This is a genomic window from Nocardioides sp. LHD-245 (assembly GCF_030929495.1).
In the GTDB taxonomy this organism is placed as follows: domain Bacteria; phylum Actinomycetota; class Actinomycetes; order Propionibacteriales; family Nocardioidaceae; genus Nocardioides.
In genome coordinates this window covers 173081-198231 of record NZ_JAVFWN010000001.1, presented here as the reverse complement: position 1 = coordinate 198231, position 25151 = coordinate 173081, and the positions used below count along the sequence as shown (strand labels likewise).

26 protein-coding genes are annotated in these 25151 nt (G+C 72.5%); 9 read left to right on the top strand and 17 right to left on the bottom strand.

Annotation, left to right across the window (positions count from 1 at the left end; all coding sequences use genetic code 11):
- Positions 1–92 precede the first annotated feature (92 nt).
- Positions 93–1238 carry a phosphatase PAP2 family protein gene (locus tag RB608_RS00975; RefSeq protein ID WP_308085906.1) on the top strand — a complete coding sequence of 382 codons (1146 nt, stop codon included), beginning with the start codon at positions 93–95 and terminating at the stop codon, positions 1236–1238.
- Here the strand turns inward: RB608_RS00975 and RB608_RS00970 are convergent.
- The 3 genes from RB608_RS00970 to RB608_RS00960 are packed head-to-tail and all read right to left on the bottom strand — an operon-like array spanning position 1147 to position 3369.
- Positions 1147–2040: a glycosyltransferase family 2 protein gene (locus RB608_RS00970; RefSeq protein ID WP_308085905.1), complete on the bottom strand. Its 894-nt coding sequence runs from the start codon at positions 2038–2040 to the stop codon at positions 1147–1149. The genes RB608_RS00975 and RB608_RS00970 overlap by 92 nt on opposite strands.
- Positions 2037–2945 carry a glycosyltransferase family 2 protein gene (locus tag RB608_RS00965; protein ID WP_308085904.1) on the bottom strand — a complete coding sequence of 303 codons (909 nt, stop codon included), beginning with the start codon at positions 2943–2945 and terminating at the stop codon, positions 2037–2039. The genes RB608_RS00970 and RB608_RS00965 overlap by 4 nt, the downstream gene beginning before the upstream one ends.
- Positions 2946–2976: 31 nt before the next feature.
- Positions 2977–3369 carry a hypothetical protein gene (locus RB608_RS00960; protein ID WP_308085903.1) on the bottom strand — a complete coding sequence of 131 codons (393 nt, stop codon included), beginning with the start codon at positions 3367–3369 and terminating at the stop codon, positions 2977–2979.
- A gap of 64 nt (positions 3370–3433) precedes the next feature.
- Between RB608_RS00960 and RB608_RS00955 the strand changes: the two genes are divergently transcribed.
- Positions 3434–4216, top strand: coding sequence for an inositol monophosphatase (locus RB608_RS00955; RefSeq protein WP_308085902.1), 783 nt, complete (start codon positions 3434–3436; stop codon positions 4214–4216).
- Positions 4217–4306: 90 nt separating this feature from the next.
- Here the strand turns inward: RB608_RS00955 and RB608_RS00950 are convergent, their stop codons facing one another.
- Together RB608_RS00950 and RB608_RS00945 are read right to left on the bottom strand one after the other, a co-directional pair.
- Positions 4307–5800 carry an LCP family protein gene (locus RB608_RS00950; RefSeq protein WP_308085901.1) on the bottom strand — a complete coding sequence of 498 codons (1494 nt, stop codon included), beginning with the start codon at positions 5798–5800 and terminating at the stop codon, positions 4307–4309.
- Between the two features lie 72 nt (positions 5801–5872).
- Positions 5873–6847, bottom strand: coding sequence for a pyridoxal-phosphate dependent enzyme (locus RB608_RS00945; protein WP_308085900.1), 975 nt, complete (start codon positions 6845–6847; stop codon positions 5873–5875).
- A gap of 84 nt (positions 6848–6931) precedes the next feature.
- On the opposite strand from RB608_RS00945, the gene RB608_RS00940 reads away from it, so the two are divergent.
- Positions 6932–7813 carry a LysR family transcriptional regulator gene (locus RB608_RS00940; RefSeq protein WP_308085899.1) on the top strand — a complete coding sequence of 294 codons (882 nt, stop codon included), beginning with the start codon at positions 6932–6934 and terminating at the stop codon, positions 7811–7813.
- Here RB608_RS00940 and RB608_RS00935 read toward each other — a convergent pair whose 3' ends face one another.
- Positions 7814–8320 carry an acyl-CoA thioesterase gene (locus RB608_RS00935; protein ID WP_308085898.1) on the bottom strand — a complete coding sequence of 169 codons (507 nt, stop codon included), beginning with the start codon at positions 8318–8320 and terminating at the stop codon, positions 7814–7816.
- A gap of 23 nt (positions 8321–8343) precedes the next feature.
- On the opposite strand from RB608_RS00935, the gene RB608_RS00930 reads away from it, so the two are divergent.
- A complete protein-coding gene (locus tag RB608_RS00930) occupies positions 8344–9558 on the top strand; it encodes an LCP family protein (RefSeq protein WP_308085897.1) in 1215 nt (404 codons plus the stop codon).
- A gap of 24 nt (positions 9559–9582) precedes the next feature.
- Positions 9583–10446, top strand: coding sequence for a crotonase/enoyl-CoA hydratase family protein (locus tag RB608_RS00925; protein WP_308085896.1), 864 nt, complete (start codon positions 9583–9585; stop codon positions 10444–10446).
- Between the two features lie 41 nt (positions 10447–10487).
- Here the strand turns inward: RB608_RS00925 and RB608_RS00920 are convergent, their stop codons facing one another.
- On the bottom strand, positions 10488–10631 hold the full coding sequence (locus tag RB608_RS00920; RefSeq protein WP_308085895.1) for a DUF1059 domain-containing protein: 144 nt from the start codon (positions 10629–10631) through the stop codon (positions 10488–10490).
- A 94-nt stretch (positions 10632–10725) separates the two neighbouring features.
- On the opposite strand from RB608_RS00920, the gene RB608_RS00915 reads away from it, so the two are divergent.
- A complete protein-coding gene (locus RB608_RS00915) occupies positions 10726–12018 on the top strand; it encodes a glycoside hydrolase family 6 protein (protein ID WP_308085894.1) in 1293 nt (430 codons plus the stop codon).
- Positions 12019–12104: 86 nt separating this feature from the next.
- On the opposite strand, the gene RB608_RS00910 is transcribed toward RB608_RS00915, so the two are convergent.
- The 4 genes from RB608_RS00910 to RB608_RS00895 form a co-directional block, all read right to left on the bottom strand.
- Entirely contained in the window at positions 12105–12686 is a 582-nt protein-coding gene (locus RB608_RS00910) for an LPXTG cell wall anchor domain-containing protein (protein WP_308085893.1), read from the bottom strand.
- 68 nt (positions 12687–12754) lie between these two features.
- Positions 12755–13549, bottom strand: coding sequence for a class E sortase (locus tag RB608_RS00905; RefSeq protein ID WP_308085892.1), 795 nt, complete (start codon positions 13547–13549; stop codon positions 12755–12757).
- 70 nt (positions 13550–13619) lie between these two features.
- The gene (locus RB608_RS00900) at positions 13620–14186 is read right to left on the bottom strand and encodes a hypothetical protein (RefSeq protein ID WP_308085891.1); all 567 of its coding nucleotides are present in this window, start codon (positions 14184–14186) and stop codon (positions 13620–13622) included.
- A 169-nt stretch (positions 14187–14355) separates the two neighbouring features.
- On the bottom strand, positions 14356–15507 hold the full coding sequence (locus RB608_RS00895) for an acyl-CoA dehydrogenase family protein (protein WP_392390962.1): 1152 nt from the start codon (positions 15505–15507) through the stop codon (positions 14356–14358).
- A 104-nt stretch (positions 15508–15611) separates the two neighbouring features.
- On the opposite strand from RB608_RS00895, the gene RB608_RS00890 reads away from it, so the two are divergent.
- Positions 15612–16304 (top strand): TetR/AcrR family transcriptional regulator, encoded by a 693-nt coding sequence (locus RB608_RS00890; RefSeq protein ID WP_308085889.1) that lies wholly within the window; start codon positions 15612–15614, stop codon positions 16302–16304.
- Positions 16301–16720, top strand: coding sequence for a CoA-binding protein (locus RB608_RS00885; protein ID WP_308085888.1), 420 nt, complete (start codon positions 16301–16303; stop codon positions 16718–16720). Before RB608_RS00890 ends, RB608_RS00885 begins: the two co-directional genes overlap by 4 nt.
- A gap of 24 nt (positions 16721–16744) precedes the next feature.
- Here the strand turns inward: RB608_RS00885 and purE are convergent, their stop codons facing one another.
- The 6 genes from purE to RB608_RS00855 all read right to left on the bottom strand — a co-directional run bounded on the left by purE (position 16745) and on the right by RB608_RS00855 (position 21215).
- Positions 16745–17347, bottom strand: coding sequence for a 5-(carboxyamino)imidazole ribonucleotide mutase (gene purE, locus RB608_RS00880; protein WP_392390952.1), 603 nt, complete (start codon positions 17345–17347; stop codon positions 16745–16747).
- Complete coding sequence (locus RB608_RS00875; RefSeq protein ID WP_308085886.1) at positions 17256–18434, bottom strand: 5-(carboxyamino)imidazole ribonucleotide synthase; 1179 nt, start codon at positions 18432–18434, stop codon at positions 17256–17258. The genes purE and RB608_RS00875 overlap by 92 nt, the downstream gene beginning before the upstream one ends.
- Positions 18435–18462: 28 nt before the next feature.
- A complete protein-coding gene (locus tag RB608_RS00870) occupies positions 18463–18786 on the bottom strand; it encodes a winged helix-turn-helix domain-containing protein (protein WP_308085885.1) in 324 nt (107 codons plus the stop codon).
- A 113-nt stretch (positions 18787–18899) separates the two neighbouring features.
- Entirely contained in the window at positions 18900–19859 is a 960-nt protein-coding gene (locus tag RB608_RS00865; protein WP_308085884.1) for an adenylate/guanylate cyclase domain-containing protein, read from the bottom strand.
- The gene (locus RB608_RS00860) at positions 19852–20373 is read right to left on the bottom strand and encodes a PH domain-containing protein (protein WP_308085883.1); all 522 of its coding nucleotides are present in this window, start codon (positions 20371–20373) and stop codon (positions 19852–19854) included. The genes RB608_RS00865 and RB608_RS00860 overlap by 8 nt, the downstream gene beginning before the upstream one ends.
- A 29-nt stretch (positions 20374–20402) precedes the next feature.
- Positions 20403–21215: a biotin--[acetyl-CoA-carboxylase] ligase gene (locus RB608_RS00855; RefSeq protein WP_308085882.1), complete on the bottom strand. Its 813-nt coding sequence runs from the start codon at positions 21213–21215 to the stop codon at positions 20403–20405.
- A gap of 146 nt (positions 21216–21361) precedes the next feature.
- On the opposite strand from RB608_RS00855, the gene RB608_RS00850 reads away from it, so the two are divergent.
- On the top strand, positions 21362–25147 hold the full coding sequence (locus RB608_RS00850; protein ID WP_308085881.1) for a hypothetical protein: 3786 nt from the start codon (positions 21362–21364) through the stop codon (positions 25145–25147).
- Positions 25148–25151 lie beyond the last annotated feature (4 nt).

The following is a 25151-nucleotide window of genomic DNA, read 5'->3' as shown; positions in this document are numbered from 1 at the left end:
GTCAGTTTACGGATGTTCCCCTCCCTTCCCCATTCGGACGCGCGGTGGTGCCCTATTCCCCCGCTGGGGGTGGTGACGAATATCCTGTTCTGGTGTACACGCACCAGACGACCGGACGCGGCGCGCCATCGTTCGCCCTCGCATGGCTCGCCGGACTCGGGCTGGCCGTTCTCACCGTGGTGTTCTCCCTGGTCGAGGACATCCCCATCCAGGACCCGGACAGCCTGGTCCCGGGCTACATCCGGTTCCCCGCCATCGTGCTCGGCGCGATCGCCATCGACGTCGTGCCTCGCACCCTGATCGCATCGGGCCGGCCCGGCGGCGGCTGGCTGCGCCGGATCGGCCGGACCTTCCGTACGGTGCTGCGCGAGCGCTGGCCGCTCTCGCACTGGAAGTTCGCTCTCAACGGCGTGATCGCGTGGTACCTCTGCTACGCCGCGTTCCGCAACGTGAAGAGCATGGCGCCGTTCGTCCACGAGAAGATCTACGACGACCCGCTGGCCGATCTGGACAAGTTCCTCTTCGCGGGCCACGACCCCGCCGCCGTCCTGCACGCCTGGTTCGGCACCGGTCTCGCCGCCCACTTCTTCTCGGCGGTCTACATCGTCTGGATCGCGCTGGTCCCCGTGTCGATCGCGATCGCGCTGGTCTGGACCCGGCACACCCGGGCCGGTGAGTGGTACGTCACCGCCGTCGCCGTCGACTGGGCCCTCGGCGCGGTGCTCTACGTGCTGCTCCCGACGGTCGGCCCGATCTACTCCGACCCGCGCACGTTCGCCGCGCTTCCCGACACCTACGTGAGCCGACTGGCGAGCTCGATGTGGGACGACCGGGTCGCCGTCCTCGCCGATCCCGTCGGGGCGGGCACACTGCAGACGATCGCGGCCTTCGCGTCGCTGCACGTCGGGATCATGATGACGATCTGCCTCATCGTGCAGCTGGTCAAGCTCGCCCGCTGGGTGCGGATCAGCGCCTGGACCTTCTTCGGCCTGACCGTGCTCGCCACCGTCTACCTCGGCTGGCACTTCTTCGTCGACGTGATCGCCGGCGCGGCGCTGGGCGCCTTCGCGGTGTGGATCGCGGGCATCGCGACCGGCAACCGGGTGGGCCTGCGGGCCCGGCTGGTGCCGGACCCGGCGGCCGGGGTCAGCGCCCCGGCAGGGAGCGCATCCGCCAGCCATCCCGAAGCGCTCGCGACACGTTCCGTGCCTCGGCCCGACCACCCCGCAGCGGACTGAGCACGACGACGGCCAGCGCGATCAGCACCGGCTTGAGCCGCACCAGCGGGTTCTCGCCGTACCTGAAGTGCACGACGAACAGGTTGCGGTACATGTAGTACCCCTTCCAGCCGGCGAGGTCGTGCTGCTGATCGAAGTCCAGCTGCCGCACGAGCACCGCGTCGCGCACGGCCCGGATCGCGAAACCCGCGCGACGGGCCCGGATCGCGAAGTCCACGTCGTCGTAGAAGATGAAGTACGACGCGTCGGGCAGGCCGATCCGGTCGATCACCTCGCGGCGGACCAGGAAGCCCTCGAAGGCGACATTCTCGACCTCGACGGTGGTCGGCATGGCGGCTCGGTCGGGGTAGGTCGAGTCGATGCTCGCCGTCTTGGGCCGGATCGCCAGCGGGTTGCGCAGGTCGAAGCGGAGCGCCGCCTTCTCGACGAGCGCACCCGACCGGTCCTCGCGGACCGCGATCAGGCAGCAGCCGTCCGCCGCGAGCAGGACGCTCAGGCAGTCGGGGGCCGGGATCACGTCGTCGTCCATCAGCCACATGACGTCGTACCCCTGGCCGTAGGCCGTCTGGAGTCCGAGCCGGAAGCCCCCCGCGCCGCCGAGGTTGTCGGTCGTGTGGATCGCCACCAGCCCCGGGAGGGCGCTCGCCTCGAGGACCTCGCGGGTGTGGTCGGTGCTGGCGTTGTCGACGACGAACACGGCGTCGGGGGCACGGTCGAGCCCGGCCAGGCCGTCGAGCATCCCGCGGAGCAGGTCGGCGCGGTTGTAGGTGACGACGACGACCGCGACCTTCTCGGCGCTCACCGCAGGTACCGCCGGTGGCCGGTGAAGTCGCCCCGCAGCCCGGCGGCGGCCGCCCGGGCGCTCAGCGGGATCCGCGCCGGCCTCGGCTTCGTGAACAGGTAGAACCACACGGTCTTGAGCCAGAAGAGGAGCACATGCACCCACCCCCGGTACGCACGCAGGTTCAGCGTGTTGTTGCGGGCCATGCAGTAGTGCTTGAGGTCGCTCGGCGTGTGGTTGTACGTCGTGCGGCCGAACATCATCGGCGTGCCGAGATCGTCGGTGGCCGGGTGCAGGAAGTGCGCGTCGACGACCGTGGCGATCCGGGCACCGGCCCGTTGCGCACGCCACAGGTACTCCACGTCGTCGCCCCAGATGAAGAACTCCTCGCGCGGCAGCCCGATCCGCTCCACCAGGTCGCGGGTCACGAGTACGCCGTTGAACGGGATCACGACGTCGTCGATGAGACCGTCCTGAGCCGCGGCCTCGACGGCCGCCATCTCGTGCACGACCCGGGTCCCGCCCGGCAGCCGGATCGGGAAGCAGAGCCGCGACAGGTCCTGCTCGGCCAGCACCGCCGGGCCACAGAACTCCAGCCGGTCGCGCTCGACGCGCTCGAGCAGGAGGGCGAGACAGTCGGGCGCCGGAAGCCCGTCGTCGTCCATCAGCCAGACCAGGTCGGCTCCCTCGCGCACCGCCCAGCCCAGGCCGTGGTGGAAGCCCCCCGCACCGCCGGTGTTGGTGGCCAGCGTCTGGTGGGCGACTCGCGGGTCGTCGAGCCCGGCCAGCCACTCCCCCGTGCCGTCGGTTGAGGCGTTGTCGACGATCAGGATCCGCTCCAGACCGGAGACCTCCTGCAGCCGCGGGACGAGTCGCCGCAGCATCGCCAGCCGGTTGAAGGTCACCACGACGGCCTGCACGCGCACGAGGGCGACCCTACTGTCCGCGGAAGCCCGATCAGGATTCGTCGGTCAGCAGCGCGTCGGGATCCAGCCGGGGCGGGACGGCGGCGAGGGCGGCCTGGACCAGGGCGGTGCGCGCCTTGACCTCGACCGCGCGGCGCAACCGCCCCCGGCGCTGGCCCACGAGACCCTCGACGACCTCGGCGACCACCTTGTCGTCGTACGTCGGCCGGGTGCCGGGGGCGACGTCGACGTCGGGGAGGGCGACGAGGACGGGCAGCACCTGGTCGCCGAGCGCGTCGAGGACCTTGAAGCGCTGGTAGCGGTCCATCCGGTCCCAGGCGGTGTCGACGTCGACACCACGCTTGCGGAGCCTGCGGTCGGCCGCCAGGACGACCTTGGCCGCGCCCGCCAGGGCCGCCGTCAACTCGTGCTCGGTGAAGCGCATGGCCCTAGCCAACCCCACCGCCCCCGGGACTGTCCCGTCGGCGCGTCCCGTTACGGTGGGTCCCGTGGACACCGCCGCCGTGCTGACGTTGCTCCAGGACGTGGCCGCGGAGGTGATCAACCCCCGGTTCCGGGCCCTGGCCGAGGAGCAGGTCACGGAGAAGAACCCCGGCGACCTGGTGACCGTGGCCGACCACGAGTCGGAGGTCCTCATCACCGCCGCGCTGCGGGCCGCCTATCCCGACGCCCTGGTGCTCGGCGAGGAGGCGATGAGCGCCGACGCCTCCCTGCTCGACCGGTTCGCCGCCGCCGATCACGCCTTCACCGTCGATCCGGTCGACGGCACCAAGAACTTCGTCCACGGATCCCCCGACCACGCGGTGATGGTGGCCGAGGTGCGCGGTGGCGAGACCACACGGGGCTGGATCTGGCAGCCGCAGCACGCGACGTCGTACGTCGCCGAGCGCGGCGCCGGCGCCTGGCGCAACGGCGAGCGGCTGCGCGTCACCGCCGCCGCCCCCGCCGTGCCCTTCCGCACCGCGCGCCGCGCGTGGGTCGGCAGCGACCTCGGCTCGCTCGGGGCCCTGGAGCTGACCTGGGCCTGCTGCGGCGTCGACTACCCGCACCTGATCGCCGGCGACGCCCGCGCCCTGGTCTACAGCCGCGGCATGCCGTGGGACCACCTGCCCGGCGCGCTGATCCTCACTGAAGCGGGGGGCGTCATCGGCCAGCACGACGGCACGCCGTACCTGCCGCAGGCGCCGGTGGACGGCCTGGTCGCCGCCCCCGACCGGGCGACGTACGACGCCGTCCTGGCCGCGCTCGCCGCGCCCGCCTGGCAACGCTGAGCCGTCTGGTGGCCGCGGCCGGGGAGTAGCGGGGATCCGGTTTCATCACGCCGGGACTCGGAAGGGCGCGGCTGCTGAACCGCTGTGAGCTCAGCAGGCAGCGGCGACGTCGTCGGTCTCGTTGGCCTTGTAGCCCTCGTTGCGCGAGCCCAGCGAGCCGCCGGTGACGGTGTCGGCGTCCTCGGCCTGCTCCTCGGCGGCCTGGCCCTCGCCCGCGGGCGCCTCGCCGGCCGGCTTCTGGTCGCCTGCCTCGTCCGCCGTCTTGCCACTGCCCTTCTTGGCCGCCTCGAGGTCCCCTTCGGCCCGGTCGATGGCGTCGCCGACCATCTGGTGGACGAGGTCGATGTCGGGGCGGGCGGTGTCGATGCGCGGGGGAACGAGGGAGACCGAGGAGATCTTCTGGGTGCGGGCGCGCAGGGCGAGCTGGACGAAGTCGCTGAGCGCACCGCCGGGGATGTCGGTCTGGATCATCGCGCTGGACGCCTGCGCGATCTCCTGGAAGTTGGTGAGCGCCTGGGCGGGGCTGACCTGGGAGACGAGCGCGGAGAACACGCACTTCTGGCGCGCCATCCGCGAATAGTCGTCGGAGCCCTCGCGGGCGCGGGCGTACCAGAGCGCGTCGTGTCCGTTGAGCTTGCGCTCCCCGGGCTCGATGTAGCCGGTGACGTCCTTGCCGAGACCGCCCACCGGGATCCGCTGGCGGACGTTGAGGTGGACCCCACCGAAAGCGTCGACCAGGCGCTCGAAGCCGCGCATGTTGACCATCACCCAGTAGTTGAGGTCGAGGCCCGTGATCCCCTCGACGGCCGACACGGTGGCGTCGATGCCGGGGGTCTCGGAGTCCTTGAAGAGATCGGTGTGGTCGCCCACCCAGGTGCTGACGCCGTTGAGATAGCAGCCGTCGCAGTCGAAGCCCCGGGGGAACTGCTCGGCCATCACGCTGCCGTCGCGGAACGGGAAGTTCTGCATGTTCCGCGGCAGCCCGATCATCACCGTGCGACCGGTGGTGGCGTCGACCGAGGCGACGGTCATCGAGTCGGTGCGCAGGCCCCAGCGGTCGTTGCCGGAGTCGCCTCCGATGAGCAGGATGTTGTAGCGACCGCCGTTGGCGCTGCCGAGGTCGCCGTCGGCGAACATCGTCAGCCACTCGCGCTGGGCGCCGGCGAGATGGGCCCCGAAGAGCATGGTGCCGGCGACGGAGAAGCAGAGGATGCCGTTCACGCCGACGACCGCGCGCCGGTGCGGGAGCCGCAGACTGAGCGGCTGGCCGATCCGCCAGGCGTCGACGAACAGTGCCGCCCAGCAGATCGCGCCGACGATCAGGTACAGGCGGATGAGGAGCATCACGGTCGGGCTGAAGGCGAGGGAGATCGCGAAGCCGTTGTCGAGCCAGCTCCAGGCGGCGACCACGGCCAGGGTGCCCAGCGAGGCGAGCCAGATCCGCACGGCGACCCGGCCGATCGCCCGGTTGCCGGCCACCAGCTGCGCGGAGCCGGGCACGACCAGCGTGAAGGCCATCAGGGTCAACGCCCGACGGAACCGCACCCGGGCGGCGCGGTCGTCGACGGGAGTCCTGTCCTGCACCCGCCCAGTATCACCAGTCCCACGCGTCACTCCGGTGGCGACGCGCCGCGACCCCCCAGGCTGCCGCGACCGTCAGGCCGCGGCGACCGAACCCGCGAGCCGGGCGATCTCGTCGGTCGAGGCGTTGGCGCCCGTGCAGATCACGGCGACCGGGCCGGTCACGGCCGGTCCGCCCCCGGCGGCCGCCGCGCCCGCCAGTGCAGCCGCGCCGGCTCCTTCGGCGAGGGTGTGCGCGCAGGTGGCGAGCAGCCGCGCGGCCGCGTCGATCGCGTCGTCGTCGACGAGCACGAAGTCGTCGAGCCGGTCGCGCAGGATCGCCTGGGTGCGCGGGTAGCCGGTCGTCGTGGCCAGCCCGGCCGCGCGGGTCGTCGCGGGCGCGGTCTCGATGCTGCCGGCCCGCCAGGAGCGCCAGCCGGCGGGAGCGGCCGCGGATTGGACGCCGACGACCCGGCAGCCCGGCGCCAGCGCGTCGCGCACCAGGCACGCGCCCGCGGCGCCGGTGCCGCTGCCGACGGGGACGAAGATGGTGCCCAGATCGGGCGCCTGACCGAACAGCTCGAGGTACGCCGTCGCGTGGCCCAGCACGATCCGCTCGTCGGTCGGGCAGACGAATGACGCGCCCGTCTCGGCCGCCAGCGCGCGGGCGTGCTCGCCGGCCTCGCCGAGGCTCGCACCGGCCAGGACCACGTCGGCACCCAGCGCCCGCACCGCGTCGCGCTTGGCGCCGGGGGCGCTCGCGGGCATCACGATGGTGGCGCGCACGCCGGCCAGCCGGGCGCCGTACGCGAGGGACTGGGCGTGGTTGCCGGTCGAGCAGGTGACCAGGCCGTGCGCGCGCTCGGCGTCACTCAGGCGGGCGGCGAGGTGGACGCCGCCGCGGACCTTGAAGGCGCCGGTGGGCAACACGTTCTCGTGCTTGACCAGAACCGGTCGGCCGAGTGCCCGGTCGAGCAGCGGGTGGGCCTGCAGCGGGGTCGCGGGCAGCTCCCGGGCCACGATCTCGGCGGCTGCCAGGACGCCGTCGAAGGTCAGGTCGAGGGTGGCCATGGGGCCATCCTCGGCGACCCGATACTCATCGGTCCAATAGTTCCTTTCAGGCGGACCAATCGATACTGTCGATACGATGTTCGGGTGATCGACCTACGCCGGCTCGAAGCCCTCGTCGCGGTGCACCGCACCGGCTCCGTCTCGGCCGCCGCGGTCGCCCTGCACTACGGACAGCCCACCATCTCCCACCACCTGCGCCGGCTCGAGGCCGAGACCGGCGCCGTGCTGCTCCAGCGCGTCGGGCGCGGCGTCCGGCTCACCCCGGAGGGCGAGCGGCTGGCGCGTCGCGGCGAGGAGATCCTCGGCCTGCTCGCCCGGGCCGAGGCGGAGCTCGCGGCGGCGACCAGTCTCCAGTCGGGCCGGGTCCGGCTGGCGGCGTTCCCGTCGGGCGCGGCGACCCTCGTCCCGGACGCGCTCGCGCTGCTCGCCACCCGGCACCCCGGCCTCGAGCTCGACCTGGTCGAGGCCGAGCCGCCGGAGGCCCACGAGCTGCTGCGCGCGGGCGACATCGATCTCGCCCTCACCTTCGCCTACCCCGACCAGCCCGAGCCGGAGCAGATCACCGTCGTGCCCGTCATCGACGATCCGCTCTACCTGGTCACCCCCGCCGACCGCGCGCCCGACGGCTCCGTCGACCTCTCCGACTACGCCGCCACCGGCTGGATCACCGGCTGCGAGCGCTGTCGCCGCGAGCTGCTCAGCCTGTGCGCCGAGGCCGGGTTCACGCCCGCGATCACGTTCGCGAGCGACGACTATGTCGCCGTCCAGTCGCTGGTGGCCAGCGGGCTCGGGGTCAGCGTGCTGCCCGGGCTCGCGCTGCGGGCGCACCAGCACCGCGATGTCGTACGACGGCCGCTGGCTGCGCACCGCCGGGTCCAGCTCTCGACCTACGGCGCTCCCCCGCGCCCCGCGGCGGTCGACGCCGTCGCGGCAGCGCTCAGCGAGGTCGCCGGGCGCCCGGCCTGATCAGGGGCGGGCGCGGAGCGCCTCGATCTCCCGGCGCCGCGCGAGCCGGTGGGCGCGGCGTACGTCGGCCTCGTTCATCCGCCGCCGGTCCTCGTCGGTCTCCGGCTCCAGCGCGGGCACCGGCCGGCCGCGGCCCGCCGCGTCCACCGCCACGAACACGAAGTGCGCCGAGCCGACGTGCCGCACCTCGCCCGCCGCGTCCCAGGGCTCGGTCTCGATCCGAACGCCGATCTCCATCGACGAGGTGCCGACCCAGTTGACCTGGCCGAAGGTCCGGATGATGTCGCCGACGCGGACCGGCTCCAGGAAGGCCATCTCGTCCAGGGCGGCCGTCACCGCCGGCCCACCGCTGTGCCGCTGCGCCACGACCCCCGCGGTCGAGTCGGCCAGTTTGACGACCTCGCCGCCGTGGATGTTGCCCAGCAGGTTGGCCTGGGCGCGCGAGGTCAGCGTGGCCAGCTCGATGCGGGAGTACGACGGCGTGCGTGCCGCGACGATTTCACTCACGGGCTGACGGTAGCGTCATGCGTATGGCAGGGCGTGGCGACGGCACCGGGAGCACCGGCGGCGAGGACTTCGACTGGGTCTACGGCCCCGGCGCGCAGGACGGCCGGCGCGGCTCCGCCGACCCCGAGCCCACGCGCCGGATCCCGGTCCAGCGGCGCCCGGACGCAGCTGCGCCGCCCCCTCCGACGCGACTGCCTCCCGCCCAGCAGTACGGCGGCGCCCCGCCGCCTCCCGGACGCCAGCCGGCCCCGGCCGCCCCGGCACCCCGCGGGCCCCGGCCGCCGCGCCGCAGTCGCTGGTCGCGACCGCGCACCTACATCCGGCTGGTGCTGCTCGCCCTCGTGCTGTGGCTGGCGTTCACCGTGGCCGTGCCGTTCGTGGCGTGGAACCGGGTCGACAAGGTCGACTTCGAGCCGAGCGCCGACCGCCCGCCCGAGCAGCCCGGCACGACGTACCTCCTCGTCGGCAGCGACTCACGGGCCGGCCTGTCCCCGGAGGAGCGCAAGAAGCTGCACACCGGCGACGCCGCCTCCGAGCTGACCGACACGATCCTGCTCCTGCACACCGGGGACGGCCCGACCACCCTCGTGTCGATCCCCCGCGACTCACCGCTGAACATCCCCGGCTTCGGCGTCGGCAAGGTCAACTCGGCCTACGCGAAGGGCGGGACCCCGCTGCTCGTGCAGACCCTCGAGAACGCGACCGGCCTGCGCGTCGACCAGTACGTCGAGATCGGCTTCGGCGGTCTCGTCGGCGTCGTCGACGCGGTCGGCGGGATCGAGATCTGCCCGAAGCAGCGGATCAAGGACAAGGACTCCGGCCTCAACGTCAAGAAGGGCTGTCAGGAGGTGGACGGCGCGACCGCGCTGGCCTACTCCCGCGCCCGCAAGTTCAGCCCGATCTCCGACCTGGCGCGGGTCCAGCAGCAGCGCGAGGTGATCGCCGCCGTCGGAGACAAGGTGCTGTCCCCGTGGTCGGTGCTCAACCCCTTCCGCTGGTGGGGCCTGAACAGCTCCGTCCCCGACTTCTTCCGCTTCGGGGACAGCACCGGCCCGGTCGATGCCGGGAAGTGGGCGCTGGCCATGACGAAGGTGAAGAAGTCCTGCACCGTGCCCCTGGCCCGGGCCGACACCACGTGGGACGGACCCCGCGCCGAGCAGCTCTTCGGCAAGATCGCCGAGGACCGGACCGGCGACATCACCAAGGATCTCTGCACGGCCACCGGTCTCGCCCGCTGATCAGCACGGATTCGGAGGACCCCTGTGTACGAGACCCTGACCTGGCAGGTCGACGACCACGGCATCGCGACGCTGACCCTCGACCGGCCGGACGCGCTCAACGCCTTCGACCTGACCATGGCCCGGGAGCTGCTGCAGGTCTTCCTCACCGACGCCCGTGACGACGCGGTCCGCGCGGTCGTCGTCACCGGCGCCGGCCGCGCCTTCTGCGCCGGCATGGACCTCTCGGCCGAGGGCAACGTCTTCGGGCTCGACGAGACGCTCGCCCCCACGCCCGAGCAGTTCCGCGCGGCGTACGACGAGCCGCCGTTCGACGACGGCATCCGCGACACCGGCGGCAAGATCACCCTGGCGATCCACGCGCTGCCGAAGCCCGTGATCGCCGCGATCAACGGGCCGGCGGTCGGGATCGGCGCGACCATGACTCTCGCGATGGATCTGCGCCTGGCGTCGACGAAGGCCCGGATCGGGTTCGTGTTCGGGCGCCTCGGCATCGTGCCGGAGGCGTGCTCGTCCTGGTTCCTGCCGCGCATCGTCGGCATCCAGCAGGCCCTGGAGTGGGTCTACTCCGCCGAGATCCTCACCGCCGAGCAGGCCCATGCGGGCCGGCTGGTGCGCAGCCTGCACGAGCCGGAGGACCTGCTGCCGGCGGCGTACGAGCTGGCTCGGTCGTTCGTCACCGACCGGTCCCCCGTCGCGCTGGGCCTGGCCAAGCAGCTGCTCTACCGCAACAGCGCGGCGGCCGACCCGCTGGAGGCCCACCTCACCGACTCGCTGGCGATGTTCTGGACGTCGATCGGCGACGGCAAGGAGGGCGTCGCCGCGTTCCTCGAGAAGCGGGCGCCGCGGTTCACCCGCAAGGCCTCGGAACTGCCGCCGCTGTACTGATCCGCCGAGCGGGCGAGGTGCTGATCCGGTGACCGTGAGAGTCACATCGCCATGAAGAGGATCTCCTCGCGGCTGTACTCCCGGCCCGGGTGCTCGGCCGCGAGGTGCGCCTGCACCTTCTCGACGAGCTCGTCGTCGGTGTCGGCGCGCAGGGTGGTGTCGCAGGGGCAGCGCAGCGAGGGCATGGTGGACCTCCGGGGACAGGGAAAGGGAACGTGTTCCAGTTTAGGGGGCGCTGGGACTTCAGGGCGCGCGGCGGTCCGGGTTAGCCTCGGCGCGATGCCGCAGATCCTGGGAACCTCCGTCCGTCGCGTCCTCGTCGCGCTCCTGGCCGTCCTGACCCTCCTCGCCGTGGCCGGCTGTCGCGCCCAGGAGTCGCCGAGCGCGGAGTCGAGCGCCGAGCCGACGACACCCGCGCTGAGCCCGAGCACACCGGCGACCGCGGCCCCGCCACCCCCGACGGTGGCACCTCCCGCCGCGCAGCCGACGACACCGGCCCCGCCGCCGCGGCGTACCTACCGCCCGGACAAGGAGGTCTGGCAGCGGGCCCAGCCCGCGCACGCCCAGAACCTGCGCAACCCGCTCGCCGAGCGACGCTGGGGCGTCTACCAGGGCGGCCTCGAGCAGACCTGGACCGCCTACCAGGCGGCCGGTGGTGCCACCCGGCAGCAGCTGGGCCGGATCGCGCTGCGCCCGAAGTCACTGTGGCTGGGCACCTGGAGCGGCTCACCGGAGCAGATCGGCTCCGTGGTGCGCGAGTACGTCGACAACGCGTCGGGCGGCGATCCGAAGGTCCTCGTCCAGCTCGCGGTCTTCCGAATGGACCCGTGGGAGCACGCCGTGTGCAACCGCACCCCCTCGGCCGGCTCCCAGGACGCCTACCGGCGCTGGATCACCAACGCCGCCCGTGCGCTCGGCCGCCAGCACGCCGCGGTGATCCTGCAGCCGGACCTGCCGTTCTGGTGGTGCTCGAACCGCGCGGTGACCAGCGCCCTCATCACGCACGCGGTCAAGGCCTTCTCGGCCCAGCCGAACACCAGCGTCTACCTCGACGCCGGCGCCGCCGACTGGAGCAGCACGCCCCAGGTGGGCGTCCCGCGCGCCTCCCAGGCGGCCGACCTGCTGCTGGCCAACGGCATCGCCGACGCCCGCGGCTTCGCTCTCAACGCCACCCACTACGTCGGGACCGAGGAGAGCGTCGCCTACGGCGCCGAGCTGGTCCGGATCCTCCGGGAGCGTGGGGTGAAGGGCGTCCACTTCGTCGTCGACACGGCCCAGAACGGCAACGGCATGACCTGGCCGGAGGTCGACGCGGAAGGACCGGTCAACGACAACGCCCGCGTGTGCGGCTCGACCTCGGACCGGCGGGGCTGCGTCACCCTCGGCATCCCGCCGACCTCCCGGGTCGGCGATCCCCGCTGGGGGCTGTCGGCCGGGACGACGCGGGACGCGAAGCGCCACGTCGACGGCTTCTTGTGGTTCAGCCGGCCCTGGCTCCACATGCAGGCCAACTGGCGCGGCCCGGACCGGGCGCTCGGGATGGCGCGCAGCAGCACCTGGTTCGCGCCGTAGCGCTCCGCGGCCCTGAGAAGCACCGATCCGTCGCGTTCGAACGCGACGGATCGGTGCTTCTCAGGCGTTCAGTTGCGCCGGGTCGATCAGGCGGTGGCCGCGACGCGGCGGCGTCCATAGCCGACGCCACCGGCGCCGGCGAGGACCAGGCCACCGCCGAGCAGCAGCCACATCAGGTCCGGGCCACCGGTGCTGGGCAGGCCGGCGCCGCCCTTGTCGTCACCGTCGCCACCGCCGTTGTCGTCGGAGTCGACCCGGAAGGTCTGGGTGGTGCCGGACGACGGCAGGAAGAGCGCGGCGTCGTCGGGGGTCAGCGCCGCGGTCGCGACGTACCTGCCCTTCGGCAGGCGCGGGCCCTCGACGCGGATCGGCCGGTCGACGAAGTGCACCGTCGTGCTGAACACGGGTGCGGCCACCAGCGCCCGGGCACCGCGCGCCGCGGTGCCACCGGTCGCCAGGGTGATGGCGATGTTGCCCGCCGGCGGCGTCGGGTGGTTGGCGCTGGCGCTCACCTCGAGCACGACCGGCTTGCCCGCCTCGTTGGCGATCACCTTGATGGTGGTGACCGTCGGGATCTTGGGTGTGTAGCCGTCGGCCTGAGCGGGCGTCGACGGTGCGACGGCGAATGCCGCCGTGAGCATGGCGAGCGCAGCCAGCTTCTTGAGCACGTGTCCTCCTTGAACTTCCCCATGCAACGACCCGGCTCGTTCAAGGTGGCGGGCAGTGCGGAACGATCCTAGCCTGATTCGGCTCCACCCGCCGGGGTCGACGTCACCAGGTGGCCGAAGACGACCGACCTGTTGTCGGTGTGGAAGATCTCCGAGCAGGTCACCAGGGTGATCAGCTGATCGCCGATGTCGGCGGGCGGCTGGGTGCCGCCGGACGGGTTGACCGGCTTGTCGTCGAGCACCCAGGTCTGCGTGAAGGGCACGATCAGGTCCTCGCCGCCGGTGTCGAGGACATAGGTGTACGTCGCCGCGCGGGTCTGCACGATGACCTCGTCCCCCGGCCTCAGCGAGGGCAGGTCGGCGAACGGCTCGCCGTGGGTGACCCGGTGGCCGGCGAGGACGTAGTTGCCCACGGCGCCCGCCTCGGTGTCCTCCATGTGCCCGATGCCCGCGGCGAGGACCTCGTCGCTGGAGCCCTCGAGGACGGGGACGGAGAAGTCCTTGCCGAACCTCGGGATGCGCACGATGGCCGTCGCATTGCCGAACTCGGTCCGCACGACGTCCTGGCCGTCGCCCCAGCCCGACTCGAGCGCGCGGGTGACCTCGCCCTGGCGCTGCTGGGACTGCCAGTTGGTGCCCCAGAACTGCCACGCCACCCAGCCCAGCACGGCCAGGCCGGCCGCGATCAGGCCGCAGCCGAGCCAGAAGGTCACGCGACGGCGGGGAGGGGCCGCCGGACCGGACGGGCCGTCCGCGGGCCGCGAGCGGCGCCGGCGTACCCGGGAGGGCGTGGTGGGGGCGTCGGCGTCAGCAGGATCCTCGGGCCCCGGGTCGGGACTGTCGGGCACGTCGGTCTGCGTCATGGGATACCTCCTCGGCGGGACCCCGCGTCGGACGGCCCCACCCCATCCAACGCGACGCACACGCCCGGTGTCACGTTCGGCGGCGAGCTCGCTCCGCGAGTCCACCACCGGCGACCACGAGGCCGATCCCGGCGAGGAGGAAGCCCAGGTGCGGGCCGCCGGTGTTGGGCAGCCCGGCGCCAGCACCGCCACCGCCGCCACCGCCGGTCTCGTCCGCACCGACCTGGAACTTCACGTTGTCGCTGCAGCGCAGGAACCGGGTCGGGTCGTCGGGGACGAAGGTGGCGGTCGCCTGGTGCTTGCCGCGCTCCAGGCGCGGACCGACGATCTCTATCTGGGAGCCCTCGTAGCGCGCCGTCCGGGTCCAGCGGGCCGCGGCCCGCTCCGACCGGGCGGAGAGGCGGTCGCCGTCGACCGTCACGGTCCCCCGCGGCTGCACGGCCCCGGCCGCGGTCACCAGGACCCGGACCACCACGCGGTCCCCGTCGACGGTGGCCGGGACGGTGATCCGACACGAGGTCGGCACGGCGGGCGTATAGGGATCGGCGCTCGCGGGACTGCCGACCACCCCCAGGAGGGCGAACAGGAATGCGGCGAGTGCCACGAGGGCACTCCACGGCACCAGGCGACGACCCATCGATCCTCATCTCTCCCGAGAAGATGAATGTGGCGCTTCGCCCGGCACCGGACGGTGACAGGCGAACCTGTATCACCCAACCGGCCTGCCGTGGGCTTCGTTACGGCTCGACGGGAAGAATTTTGCCCGGCCCCGTCATGCCCCCTGGGTCACGACGGGGCGCGCGGGCTCAGAGGGTGCTCTGCACCCCGGCCAGCAGCTGACGGGCCATCACGATCCGCTGCACCTGGTTGGTGCCCTCGTAGATCTGGGTGATCTTGGCGTCGCGCATCATCCGCTCGACCGGGTAGTCGCGGGTGTAGCCGTAGCCGCCGAGGACCTGGACCGCGTTGGTGGTGACCTCCATGGCCACGTCGGAGGCGAAGCACTTGGCCGCGGCGCCGAAGAAGGTGAGATCGGCGTCGCCGCGCTCGGAGCGGCCGGCGGCGGCGTAGGTCAGCTGACGGGCCGCCTCGACCTTCATGCCCATGTCGGCGAGCAGGAACTGCAGTCCCTGGAAGTCGGCGATGGCCTTGCCGAACTGCTGGCGCTCCTGGGCGTAGCCGAGCGCGTAGTCGAGGGCGCCCTGGGCGACGCCGACGGCCTGGGCGGCGATGGTGACCCGGGTGTGGTCGAGGGTCTGCATGGCGTACTCGAAGCCCTTGCCCTCCTCGCCGATGATCCGGTCGCCGGGGATGCGCACGTTGTCGAAGTAGACCTCGCGGGTCGGCGAGCCCTTGATCCCGAGCTTCTTCTCGGGCGCACCGAAGGAGACACCGGCGTCGGACTTCTCGACGACGAAGGCCGAGATCCCCTTCGAGCGGGCGTCGGGATCGGTCGTGGCGAGGACGGTGTAGAACTCCGACTCCCCCGCGTTCGAGATCCAGCGCTTGGTGCCGTTGAGGATCCAGGCGTCACCGTCGCGCACCGCGCGGGTCTTCTGGTTGGCGGCGTCCGAGCCGGCGTCGGGCTCGGAGAGGCAGTACGAGAAGCCCTCGCCCGCGGCGAGACGGCCGAGGTACTTCTTCTTCAGGTCCTCCGAGCCGCCGATCATGAGCGGCAGCGAGCCGAGCTTGTTGACCGCGGGGATGAGAGAGGCCGAGACGTCGGCCCGGGCGATCTCCTCGATGACGAGCACGGTGGCGAGCGCGTCGGCGCCGGCGCCGCCGTAGGCCTCCGGGACGTGGGGCGCGTGGAAGTCGGCCGACCGGAGCGCCTCGGCGGCCTCCCGCGGGTAGCGGGCCTCCTCGTCGACCTCGGCGGCGAAGGGAGCGACCTTGGCGTCGCAGATCGCGCGGACGGCCTCGCGGATGGCCTGGTGCTCCTCGGACAGGGCGTACATCGGGTGGTCGCTCACGACGGCTCTCCTGGACTGGTTCTCCCGGATCGGGCTGGTACTCAGTATCGTACTCGCGAGACTCCGTCCCGTCGAGCTAGGCTGCCGTGGTGCCCGCCACCGCCCGCGACCGCCTCGTCGCCGCCGCCTTCGAGCTCTTCGAGAGCCAGGGGTACGACGGCACCACCGTCGACGACATCGCCAGCCGCGCGGCCACCGGACGCAGCACCTTCTTCCGCCACTTCCGGACCAAGGACGACGTGGTGCTGCCCGACCACGACGCCCTGCTGGCCCGGGTCGGCGGTCGGCTCGCGACCGCGTCCCCGGCCGGGCGGGAGATCGCCCTGCGGGAGGCGGCCGGGATCGTGCTGGCCCACTACCTCGAGGAGGGCGACACCGCCCGGGCCCGCCACCGGCTCGCCAGCTCGGTGCCGGGGATCCGGGACCGCGAGGTGGCGAGCGTGCAGCGCTACGTGCGGCTCTTCGGGCAGCACGTCCACCGCTGGCTCGACGCCGAGCCGGACGGTCCTCTGCGCGCGGAGATGGTGGCGTCGTCGGTCGTCATCGCCCACAACCACGTGCTGCGCCGATGGCTGCGCGGCGAGGTCGACGCCGCCACCGCCGAGGTCCTCGTCGACCGCGCGCTCGGGTACGCCGTCGCGCTGCTGCGCGGCGGGCCCTCGGACGGACCGCCCGCGATCGTGATCACCAGCGGGCAGCAGGACGTCGAGCAGGTGGTGCACCAGGTCCGCGCGGCCCTGAGTGGGAAGAACTCCGGCGCCACGGGCCTTGAGTCATCATGAGCACTCCTGCCCACCTGGACCCCGCCGTCATCGACCGGATGCTCGACGACGCCACGACCTGGGCGGTCGTCGGCCTGTCCGGCAACCCGGGCCGGACCGCCTACGAGATCGCGGCGCTGCTTCAGCGGCGCGGCAAGAAGATCGTGCCGATCCACCCCTCCGCGCCCGTCGTGCTCGGTGAGCAGGGCTACGCGACCCTCGCCGACGTGCCGTTCCCCATCGACGTGGTCGACGTGTTCCGCCGCTCCGAGGACGCCGGCCGGTTCGCCGACGAGGCCGTCGCGATCGGCGCCGGGGGCGTCTGGTTCCAGCTCGGCGTGGTCGACGAGGCTGCCTTCGAGCGCACCACCGCCGCCGGCGTACCGATGGTCATGGACACCTGCCCGGCCATCGAATGGCGCAAGCGCGGCCGCTGAGCCCGGCCGCCGACCGCGGCCGCCTCACTGGTCGCGGACGACGGCACCCTTCGCCTCGGCTGCGGCCTTCAGCTCGGCCTGGAAGTCGGTCATCTGCTTCTGCAGCGCGGGCTCGGTCGCCGCGAGGATCCGGACGGCGAGCAGGCCGGCGTTGCGCGCGCCGCCGATCGCGACGGTGGCCACCGGCACGCCCGCCGGCATCTGCACGATCGACAGCAGCGAGTCCATGCCGTCGAGGTACTTCAACGGCACCGGCACCCCGATCACCGGCAGCGGCGTGACCGCGGCGAGCATGCCGGGCAGGTGCGCCGCACCGCCGGCACCGGCGATGATCACGGACAGCCCGCGGCCGGCCGCGTCCTGTCCGTAGGCCAGCATCTCCGCCGGCATCCGGTGCGCGGAGACCACGTCGGCCTCGTAGGCCACACCGAACTCGCGCAGCGCCTCGGCAGCGGCCTTCATCACCGGCCAGTCGGAGTCCGAGCCCATCACGATGCCCACGCGCGCAGTCATGGGCGCGAGCCTAGTGTCGGAACTACTCGCTCTCGTTGCCGAGGTCGCCGCGGAACCACGCGGCGGCGTGCCGGGCCTGCTCCAGCAGGTCGTCGAGGTCGTCGCCGTAGACATTGACGTGACCGACCTTGCGGCCCGGCCGCAGCTCCTTGCCGTAGAGGTGCACCCGCAGGTGGGGGTCCCGGGCGAGGGCGTGCGGGTAGCCGTCGTAGAGGCGCCCGACGGCCGGGTCGTCGCCGCCGAGGATGTTGACCATCACCGACCAGCGGGCGCGCGGCGCGGGCGAGCCGAGCGGCAGGTCGAGGGCCGCGCGCAGGTGGTTCTCGAACTGGCTGGTGACCGCACCGTCCTGGGTCCAGTGCCCCGTGTTGTGGGGCCGCATCGCGAGCTCGTTGACGTAGACGACCGGGCGGCCGTCGGCGTCGACCGCCTCGAACAGCTCGACCGCCAAGATGCCGGTGACACCGAGCTCACCCGCGATCCGCAGCGCCAGCTCCTGGGCCGACGTCGCCAGCGCGGGGTCCAGGTCGGGCGCCGGGGCGACCACCTCGCGGCACACGCCGTCGACCTGCAACGTCGCCGCGACCGGGTACGCCGCCGCCTGGCCGCTGGGTGAGCGGGCCACCAGCGCGGACAGCTCGCGCCGGAAGTCGACGAGCTCCTCGGCCAGCAGCCGGACTCCGGTCGCCTCCGCGGCCGCCAGGGGCTCCGTCGCGTCGTCGAGGGTCCGCACCACCCAGACCCCCTTGCCGTCGTACCCGCCGCGGGAGACCTTGAGGACGCAGGGCAGGCCGAACGCCTCGACGTCGGCCGCGGAGCCGACGACGGCCCAGCGGGGCTGGGGGGCGCCGAAGCGCGCCATCGCCTCCCGCATCACGATCTTGTCCTGCGCGTGGACCAGTGCCTCGGGCCCGGGGTGCGCGATCACGCCGTCGGCCGCGAGCGCGCGCAGGTGCTCGGTCGGGACGTGCTCGTGGTCGAAGGTGACGACCGAGCAGCCCTCGGTCACCGTACGCAGCGTGGCCAGGTCGCGGTAGTCGCCGACCATCCGGTCGGGGATCACCTGCGCGGCGGAGACGCCCTCGGCCTCGGCGAGCAGGCGGAGCGGTACGCCGAGGGCGACGGCCGGCTGGGCCATCATCCGGGCGAGCTGACCGCCGCCGATCACGGCGATCCGGGGCGCGGGTTCGGTCGTCGACACGGCCGAAACCCTACGCACCGGGCGTGCCCTACGCCGAGCCGGCCTCCACCGCCTCGGCGAGCTCGAAGCGCAGCCCCTGACCTCGGATGGTCGTGATGAGCCGGGGCTGCCGGGTGTCGTCGCCGAGTTTGCGCCGCACCCAGCCCAGGTGGACGTCGATCGTCTTCGACGACGTCCAGAAGGTCACGCCCCACACGTCGCGCATCAGCTCCTCGCGCGTGACGATGGACCCGGCGCGCACGATCAGCGCGTGCACCAGGTCGAACTCCTTGCGCGACAACAAGATCTCGCGGTCCCCACGCCACATGCGCCGGGCCGATGGGTCGACCCGGACGTCCTGCACCTCGATCACAGGGCTCAAGGTAAGGAACCGGCCGCCCGATCCGACACCGAATGGCGAGAATTTTGCCTTGAGAAGGCACCCTAAAACTGGCGCTGACCTGCGATTTCGGTCAAAGTGAAAGGTCAGGCTCGCCTGACTGCAACAGGTTCTACCACGCCGAAGCCCCGGACCGGGCGCGCGGGCAGCGGCCGGGACTCCACCTGATCGGCCGGGAGCAGGTCGGCCGTCGCGTGGTCGACGATGATCCGGTTGCGCCGCGCCACCTGGGTCAGCCGGGCGGCGAGGTTGACCGGCGGCCCGAAGACGTCCCCCATCCGCAGCACCACGCCGCCGGACGCGAGACCGACGCGTACGTCGGGCATCCGGGGGTCGCGGCCGATCACGTTGATGATCCCCTCGGCGGTGGCGAACGCCGCCATCGGGTCGTCGTTCACGAACAGCACGGCGTCGCCCATGCTCTTGATCAGCCGGCCCTGCTCACGGGCGATCACGTCGCCACAGCGGGCCTCGAAGACCTCCACGAGCTCGCCGATCCGCTCGCGGGAGACCTCGTTGGACAGCGCGGTGAACCCGACGATGTCGGCGAATCCGACGCTGAGGTCGGTGGTGTGCGGGTCGTCGTCGAGGGCGCGCACCGACTCCATGCGGGCGACGGCGGCGGCGAGGTGACGGCGCCAGGCGTAGAGGAGCAGGCCCTCGAAGCGCTCCCCCAGCCGGGACAGCACCCAGGAGCCGGGGTCCTCGTCGGCCGGCTCGCCGTCGGGTGCGCCGTCGGCGACGTGCTGCACCAGCTCGCCGACCTCCCAGTCGGCCAGCCGGGCCATGGTGATGCCGACGCCGCGGGTCACGTTGAGGGCGACGTCGAGGTCGACGACGCCGTCCTCGAGGATCTGGGTCATCAGCCGCATGGCGGCGACGTCGGCGGCGGTGTAGGCGCGCTCGTCGCCGTGCTCGGCGAAGCCGAGCGTGCGGAACAGCCGGCGGGTCTGGTCGAGCGGCAGGCCGGCCCGTTCGGCAACCTCCGCCGCGGTGAGCTGGGGCTCCTCCCCGAGGCAGGCCCTCTCGGGGGCGGTGTCAGACACCTTCGTCCCGGCGGGGCGCCGGTCCGCTGTGGAGCTCGTGGAGCAGCTCGTTGAGCTGGCGTTGGGTGGCCTCGACGTGGGGGATGTCGTTGAGCCGCACCGTGCCGAAGGTCGAGGCGTCGGAGATCAACAGGCTGCCGCAGCCGAACGGCCGGTCGATGAGGTTGATCTCCATCGCGATGTCGCTGACCCGGGCGAGTGGGATGTCGTGGCCGCGGCGGGTGATGATCCCGTTGCGGGTGATCAGCCGGCGGTCGGTGAAGGCGTGCACGGTGGTCAGCCAGTCCAGGAACGGGCGCACCGAGAACCACAGGATCGCGAGCACGACGAGCGCCCACACGATGAGCGTGAGCACCCGCTGGACGCCGGTGTCGTCGAGCAGCACCTGGGCCGCCACGCCGACGGCGAGCAGGACCACGAGCGCGAGGATCGGCCCGAACAGCGCCTTGGGGTGCTGACGGGTGCTGACGATCAGGCGCTCACCGGGGTTGAGCAGCTTCTTCGAGATGGCCACGGGGCGATCATCCCACCAAATCGGTCGGTTCAGGTCGCGACCGGGCGGACGTGGATGACGTCGCCGGCTCCGACCCGCTCGGTGCCCCCGGCGGTCTCGACCACGAGCCGACCGTCGTCGTCGATGTCGGTGGCGCGACCGAGCAGCTCGCCGGCCCCCGGCAGCTCGACGCGAACCTCGCGGCCGAGCGTGGCGCACTGGGCTCGGTACGACGCGGCCAGGCGCGCGGTGCCCCGCTGGCCGCCGGCCTGCCAGACGTCGTACCCCTCGCGGACGGCGGCCACGACACCGAGCAGGACGGAGGTGCGGTCGGGCACGTCCGGACCGGCGACGGCGAGGCTGGTCGCGGTCGGCACCGGCAGCTCCTCGGCGGACATGGCGACATTGATGCCGACGCCGACGATCGCCGCCGGCCCGGTCGGGGTCTCGACCCGCTCGACGAGGATGCCCGCGACCTTCTTGTCATCGGCCAGGAGGACGTCGTTGGGCCACTTGACCGAGGCGTCGTACCCGAGGGCGGTGATCGCCTTCGCCACGTTGTGGCCGACGAGCAGCGGCAGCCAGGGCCAGGACGCCGGCGGCACCGTGGGACGCAGCAGGAGGGAGAAGGTCACCGCGGTGCCCGGTGGCGTCTGCCAGGAGCGGTCGAGGCGGCCGCGGCCCGAGGACTGATGGTCGGCGACGACGACGAGGCCCTCGTGCGCGCCGGCGCGGGCCCGCTCCGCCGCGACCTCGTTGGTCGACGGCGCCTCGGCCAACAGCTCGAAGGTCAGGTCGGGGGTGAGGTCGGACGCACCGGCGAGACGGTCGCCGTCGAGCGGTCCGCGAGGAGTCGTGGTCACGGCCCCTACCCTGTCGCAGCCCGCCTCGTAAGGAAACCCCGGGGCCGCCTCCTGTCAGCGAGCTGTCAGCGCCTCATCAGCGGCCTGGCCGACGATTCTCCGGCCACGGCCGTCGTGGTCGCACCCTCGCCCGAAGGAGTCCACCCATGCCCCTCGCCGTCCCGATCGATCTCAGGCGCGGCGCCACGGCGGTGATCGGCGCACTGGCGCTGCTGCTCACCACCCTGTCGCTCCTGCAGCCGGCACCGGCCGACGCCGACGCCGCGCCGATCACGCTGAGCGCGGCGGAGGTCAACGAGGCGCTCTTCGTCGCCGGCGACATCGCCCGGCTCGGCGCGGATCCCTCCGCCGGAGTGCTCGAGGGCGTGCTGCAGGAGCTGTACGCCGTGCGGCCGGGGATCGCCTCCGCGATCGCGGTGGAGCAGATCCGGCTCCTGGAGTCGGGCATGGCGGCTGCTGCCTCGCGCGCGCCGGCCGAGCAGCAGCTGTCCGCCCGGTCCGAGGGCGCGGCCACCTACGAGTACTGCCGGCACTGGAGCGAGCCGGCGGCCGGTGCGGAGTGGAGCAAGCGCGACCACATCTGTGCCGACTGGACGCACACCAACGCGGCGCGGTTGCACTTCCTGACCTCGGCGGTCGAGGCGCCGGCCGTCCTGCCCGAGACCAGGCGGGCGGTGCGCAAGCAGGTGAAGACCGAGCTCGCCACCCCCGACAACGGCGTCGGCGCGAGCGTGATGACCCCGACCCTGGACCAGGGAACCGACGCGAACAGCCTCGAGCAGTCCGCCGACCGGTTGCAGCGCAGCTACGCGTTGGCCCAGGACAGCGACGAGTTCGCCGCGGCCCGCGACGACCTGTGGGCGGGCACCAGCGCCGAGGAGATCCTCGCCTCGCTCCAGCAGCGTCAGCACGACCCCGACCTGGCGCCATTGGCCGAGCAGATGGCCAGGATCAGCTCGCAGGGCGTCCTGACGTTGACGGCCCCGCAGTCCGAGGACCTGGCGGCGGAGGCGTTGAGCCGGACCGACGCCGCGACCGGGACCGCGGTCGACGCGTTGACCCAACTGGCCCAGGTCCAGCAGAAGTACGACGACGCGAAGACCGACGCGGCGAGGGCGGCAGCCAAGAAGGAGCTCGATGACGCCAAGGACGGCCTCAAGGAGCCGCTGGAGCAGGCCACGAAGATCGTCAAGGACGCCAAGACGGTCGTGGACTTCGCCACCTTCATCCTGAAGAAGGTCGATCCGGACGCCGCCGAGGCGATCCAGGGAGCGGCCGATGCGGTGCTACCCGTCGCCGAGGGGCTGATCGAGGTCGGCAGCAGCATCGTCAACGGCGTGATCAACTTCTACTCCGGCAACTGGATCGGGCTGATCGGCAACGCCTTCTCGGCCTTGCAGGGCCTGGAGAAGCTCTTCGGCGGCACCGGATCGGAGCCGAAGCCCGACCCGGTGAAGGTCGCGTTGGAGAACCTGGGCAAGCAGCTGGAGAGGCTGGGCGAGCAGATGCACGAGCGCTTCGACCGGATCGACGCGGCCCTGGAGCAGATCTACACGGCGCTGACCACGGGCGTCGGCGAGGTGCTCGCCAAGCTGGTCGCCAACGAGCGGAACGTGGCGGAGATCTTCGATCGGCTGGAAGCGCAGCGGGCCAACCTGGTGCGCCTGGAGGATCGGGTCTTCGCGCTCTTCAACGCCGATCAACGCCGGGCTCAGATGGAGGCGATCAACCTGGCAGTCGGCAAGCGGACGATGAGCCAGGACCTGTACGACGTCAGCACCAACGCGTTCTACACCTGGGCCACCGTGAACGCCAAGGACGACATCGCGCTCGGCGCGGACCGGAGCTTCGCTCCTGCGGATCGCCTCGACGAGCTGAACAAGGGCCTGGACACCAATGTGGACTACCTCCGGCGCTTCCCCCAGGCTGTCTTCGGCCTGGCACCGCTCGGCACCAGCACCGTGGTCAACCCCAGTGACTGGGGCAGCGCCGCCCGTGCCTTCACCCGGGTGATCGCCGAGCACCCCCGCCACTTCCACAGCGATCCCCGCAACCTGGCCCGACTGGACGCCATCCTCGCCGAGGGCGATCGACTCCGCGACACCCTGGCCGTGATCGCCGGGAACGACACGACGGCCGGGACCGGCAGCACCGTGCTGAACGCCGCCACCCAGGGCTACCGGGATGCCTGGGACGGGCTCTCCACCGGCGTCGAGGACGCGCTGGACGACTGGATCGCCGACCAGGTCACCACCTTCGACCTGTGGGCGGGTCCGCGCCAGCCGTACGCCGCCGCGGACCTCCCGAGTCTGCCGGCGATCAGCTGCGGACCGGTCACGAGCCTGAGCGGGAAGGAGTTCCCGGCGGGCTCGCCGTACGCCAACAGCACCATGCCGCGCCAGCTCGGCGTGGCGCTGACTGCGGGCCTGCTCGGCCTGCGGGCCTGCAGCACCTCCGCCACCTGGGTCAACATCGAGGACCGGCCGGAGACGAACCCGCGCACCCCCATCATCGAGCAGCGCTTCGCCCAGCTGCGGGTCCGCACCGAGGTGCAGGCGACGACCGCGAGCGGGACGGTGGCCGTCGCCACCGGCAGCTACACCGCCCCGCAGAAGTCACTCATCTGCAGCTTCGACGAGGACGGCACCGACAACTGCGATCTCACCGCGAACCACGCGATCTCCATGGCAGGCCACCAGTGGGACGAGATCCGCACCCAGCTCGGCTACACCTGGGACGCACAGGTCCGGGACCAGGACGAGTCGGCCATCACCGGGATGGTCACCAGTTGGCTGACCGGCCGCCAGCAGGTTGCGGTCGGGCACATCCTCGACCTGATCGAGCCGGGCGGCGCGGACCAGACGCTCTCCGAGGCCTCACGAGCGCTGAACGCGGCCCGTAAGGCGCTGAGCAGCTACGTCGAGCTCGGCCTGCCCGCCGGCCTGGCCGTCGACGCTGAGCTACGCGGCCTGCTCGACGGCGGGCTCGAGACCGCCTCGACCCACCCGGATCCGTTGGACCGCCTGCTCCTCGGGACCACCCGGCTGCTCGACGACACCGGGGCCGGCCACCTGAGTCGGATCTGGGACGCGGTCGCGGCGCGGTACCGCTCGCACGACGTGCCGCTGGCGCTGCGGACCACCGGTGAGGAGCGGGTCGACCGGCTGGAGCAATTGTTGCGCGAGCACGTGGTGCCCGCGGACGGCGAGGTGCGGCGTCCGCTGGGGGCGGCCTTCATCGAGTCCACGCTGGACCGGCTGGAACTGGCCCGCAGCGCGCTGACCGGGGACGGGCCGGTGACCACGATCGTGTCCGGCCCGGCGACGAGCACGGCATCAACGCGACCGACGTTCGTCTTCACCACCGGCGAGGAGGGGTTCGGGACCACGGTGGAGTGCCGCGTCGTCGCCGACGGGGTCACCGCGCCCGGCTTCGGCCCCTGCTCCTCGGGAGCCGCTGGGAGGAGCCACACCCCGGCCGCGGCGCTGGCCGACGGCGACTACGTCTTCGAGGTGCGAGGCGCCGACGACGCGCTGATCCCCGGCCGGCCGGCCACCCGGCGCTTCACCGTGGCCACCGGTGCGACACCGGGCGGTCCCGGCACGCCGACTGACCCGGGTGCTACGGAGCCGGGCTCGGCCGGGCCGTCGGCCACGACCTTCACGATGCTCGGCGGGCCCCGGGTGAAGGGCAAGGCGATCGTCGGCAGGAAGCTGAAGGCGACGGCCGGCGTGTGGTCCCCGGGCCCCGCCGCGATCCGCTATCAGTGGCTGCGCAACGGCAAGGTGATCAAGGGCAAGGCCGGCACCAGGCCCGGCTACCGGATCCGGGCAGCGGACCGGGGCCGGAAGCTCAAGGTCCGGATCACCGTGGTCCTCCCCGGCTACTCGAGCACGACGGTGACGACGAAGGCGGTGCGCGTACGCCGATAGCCCG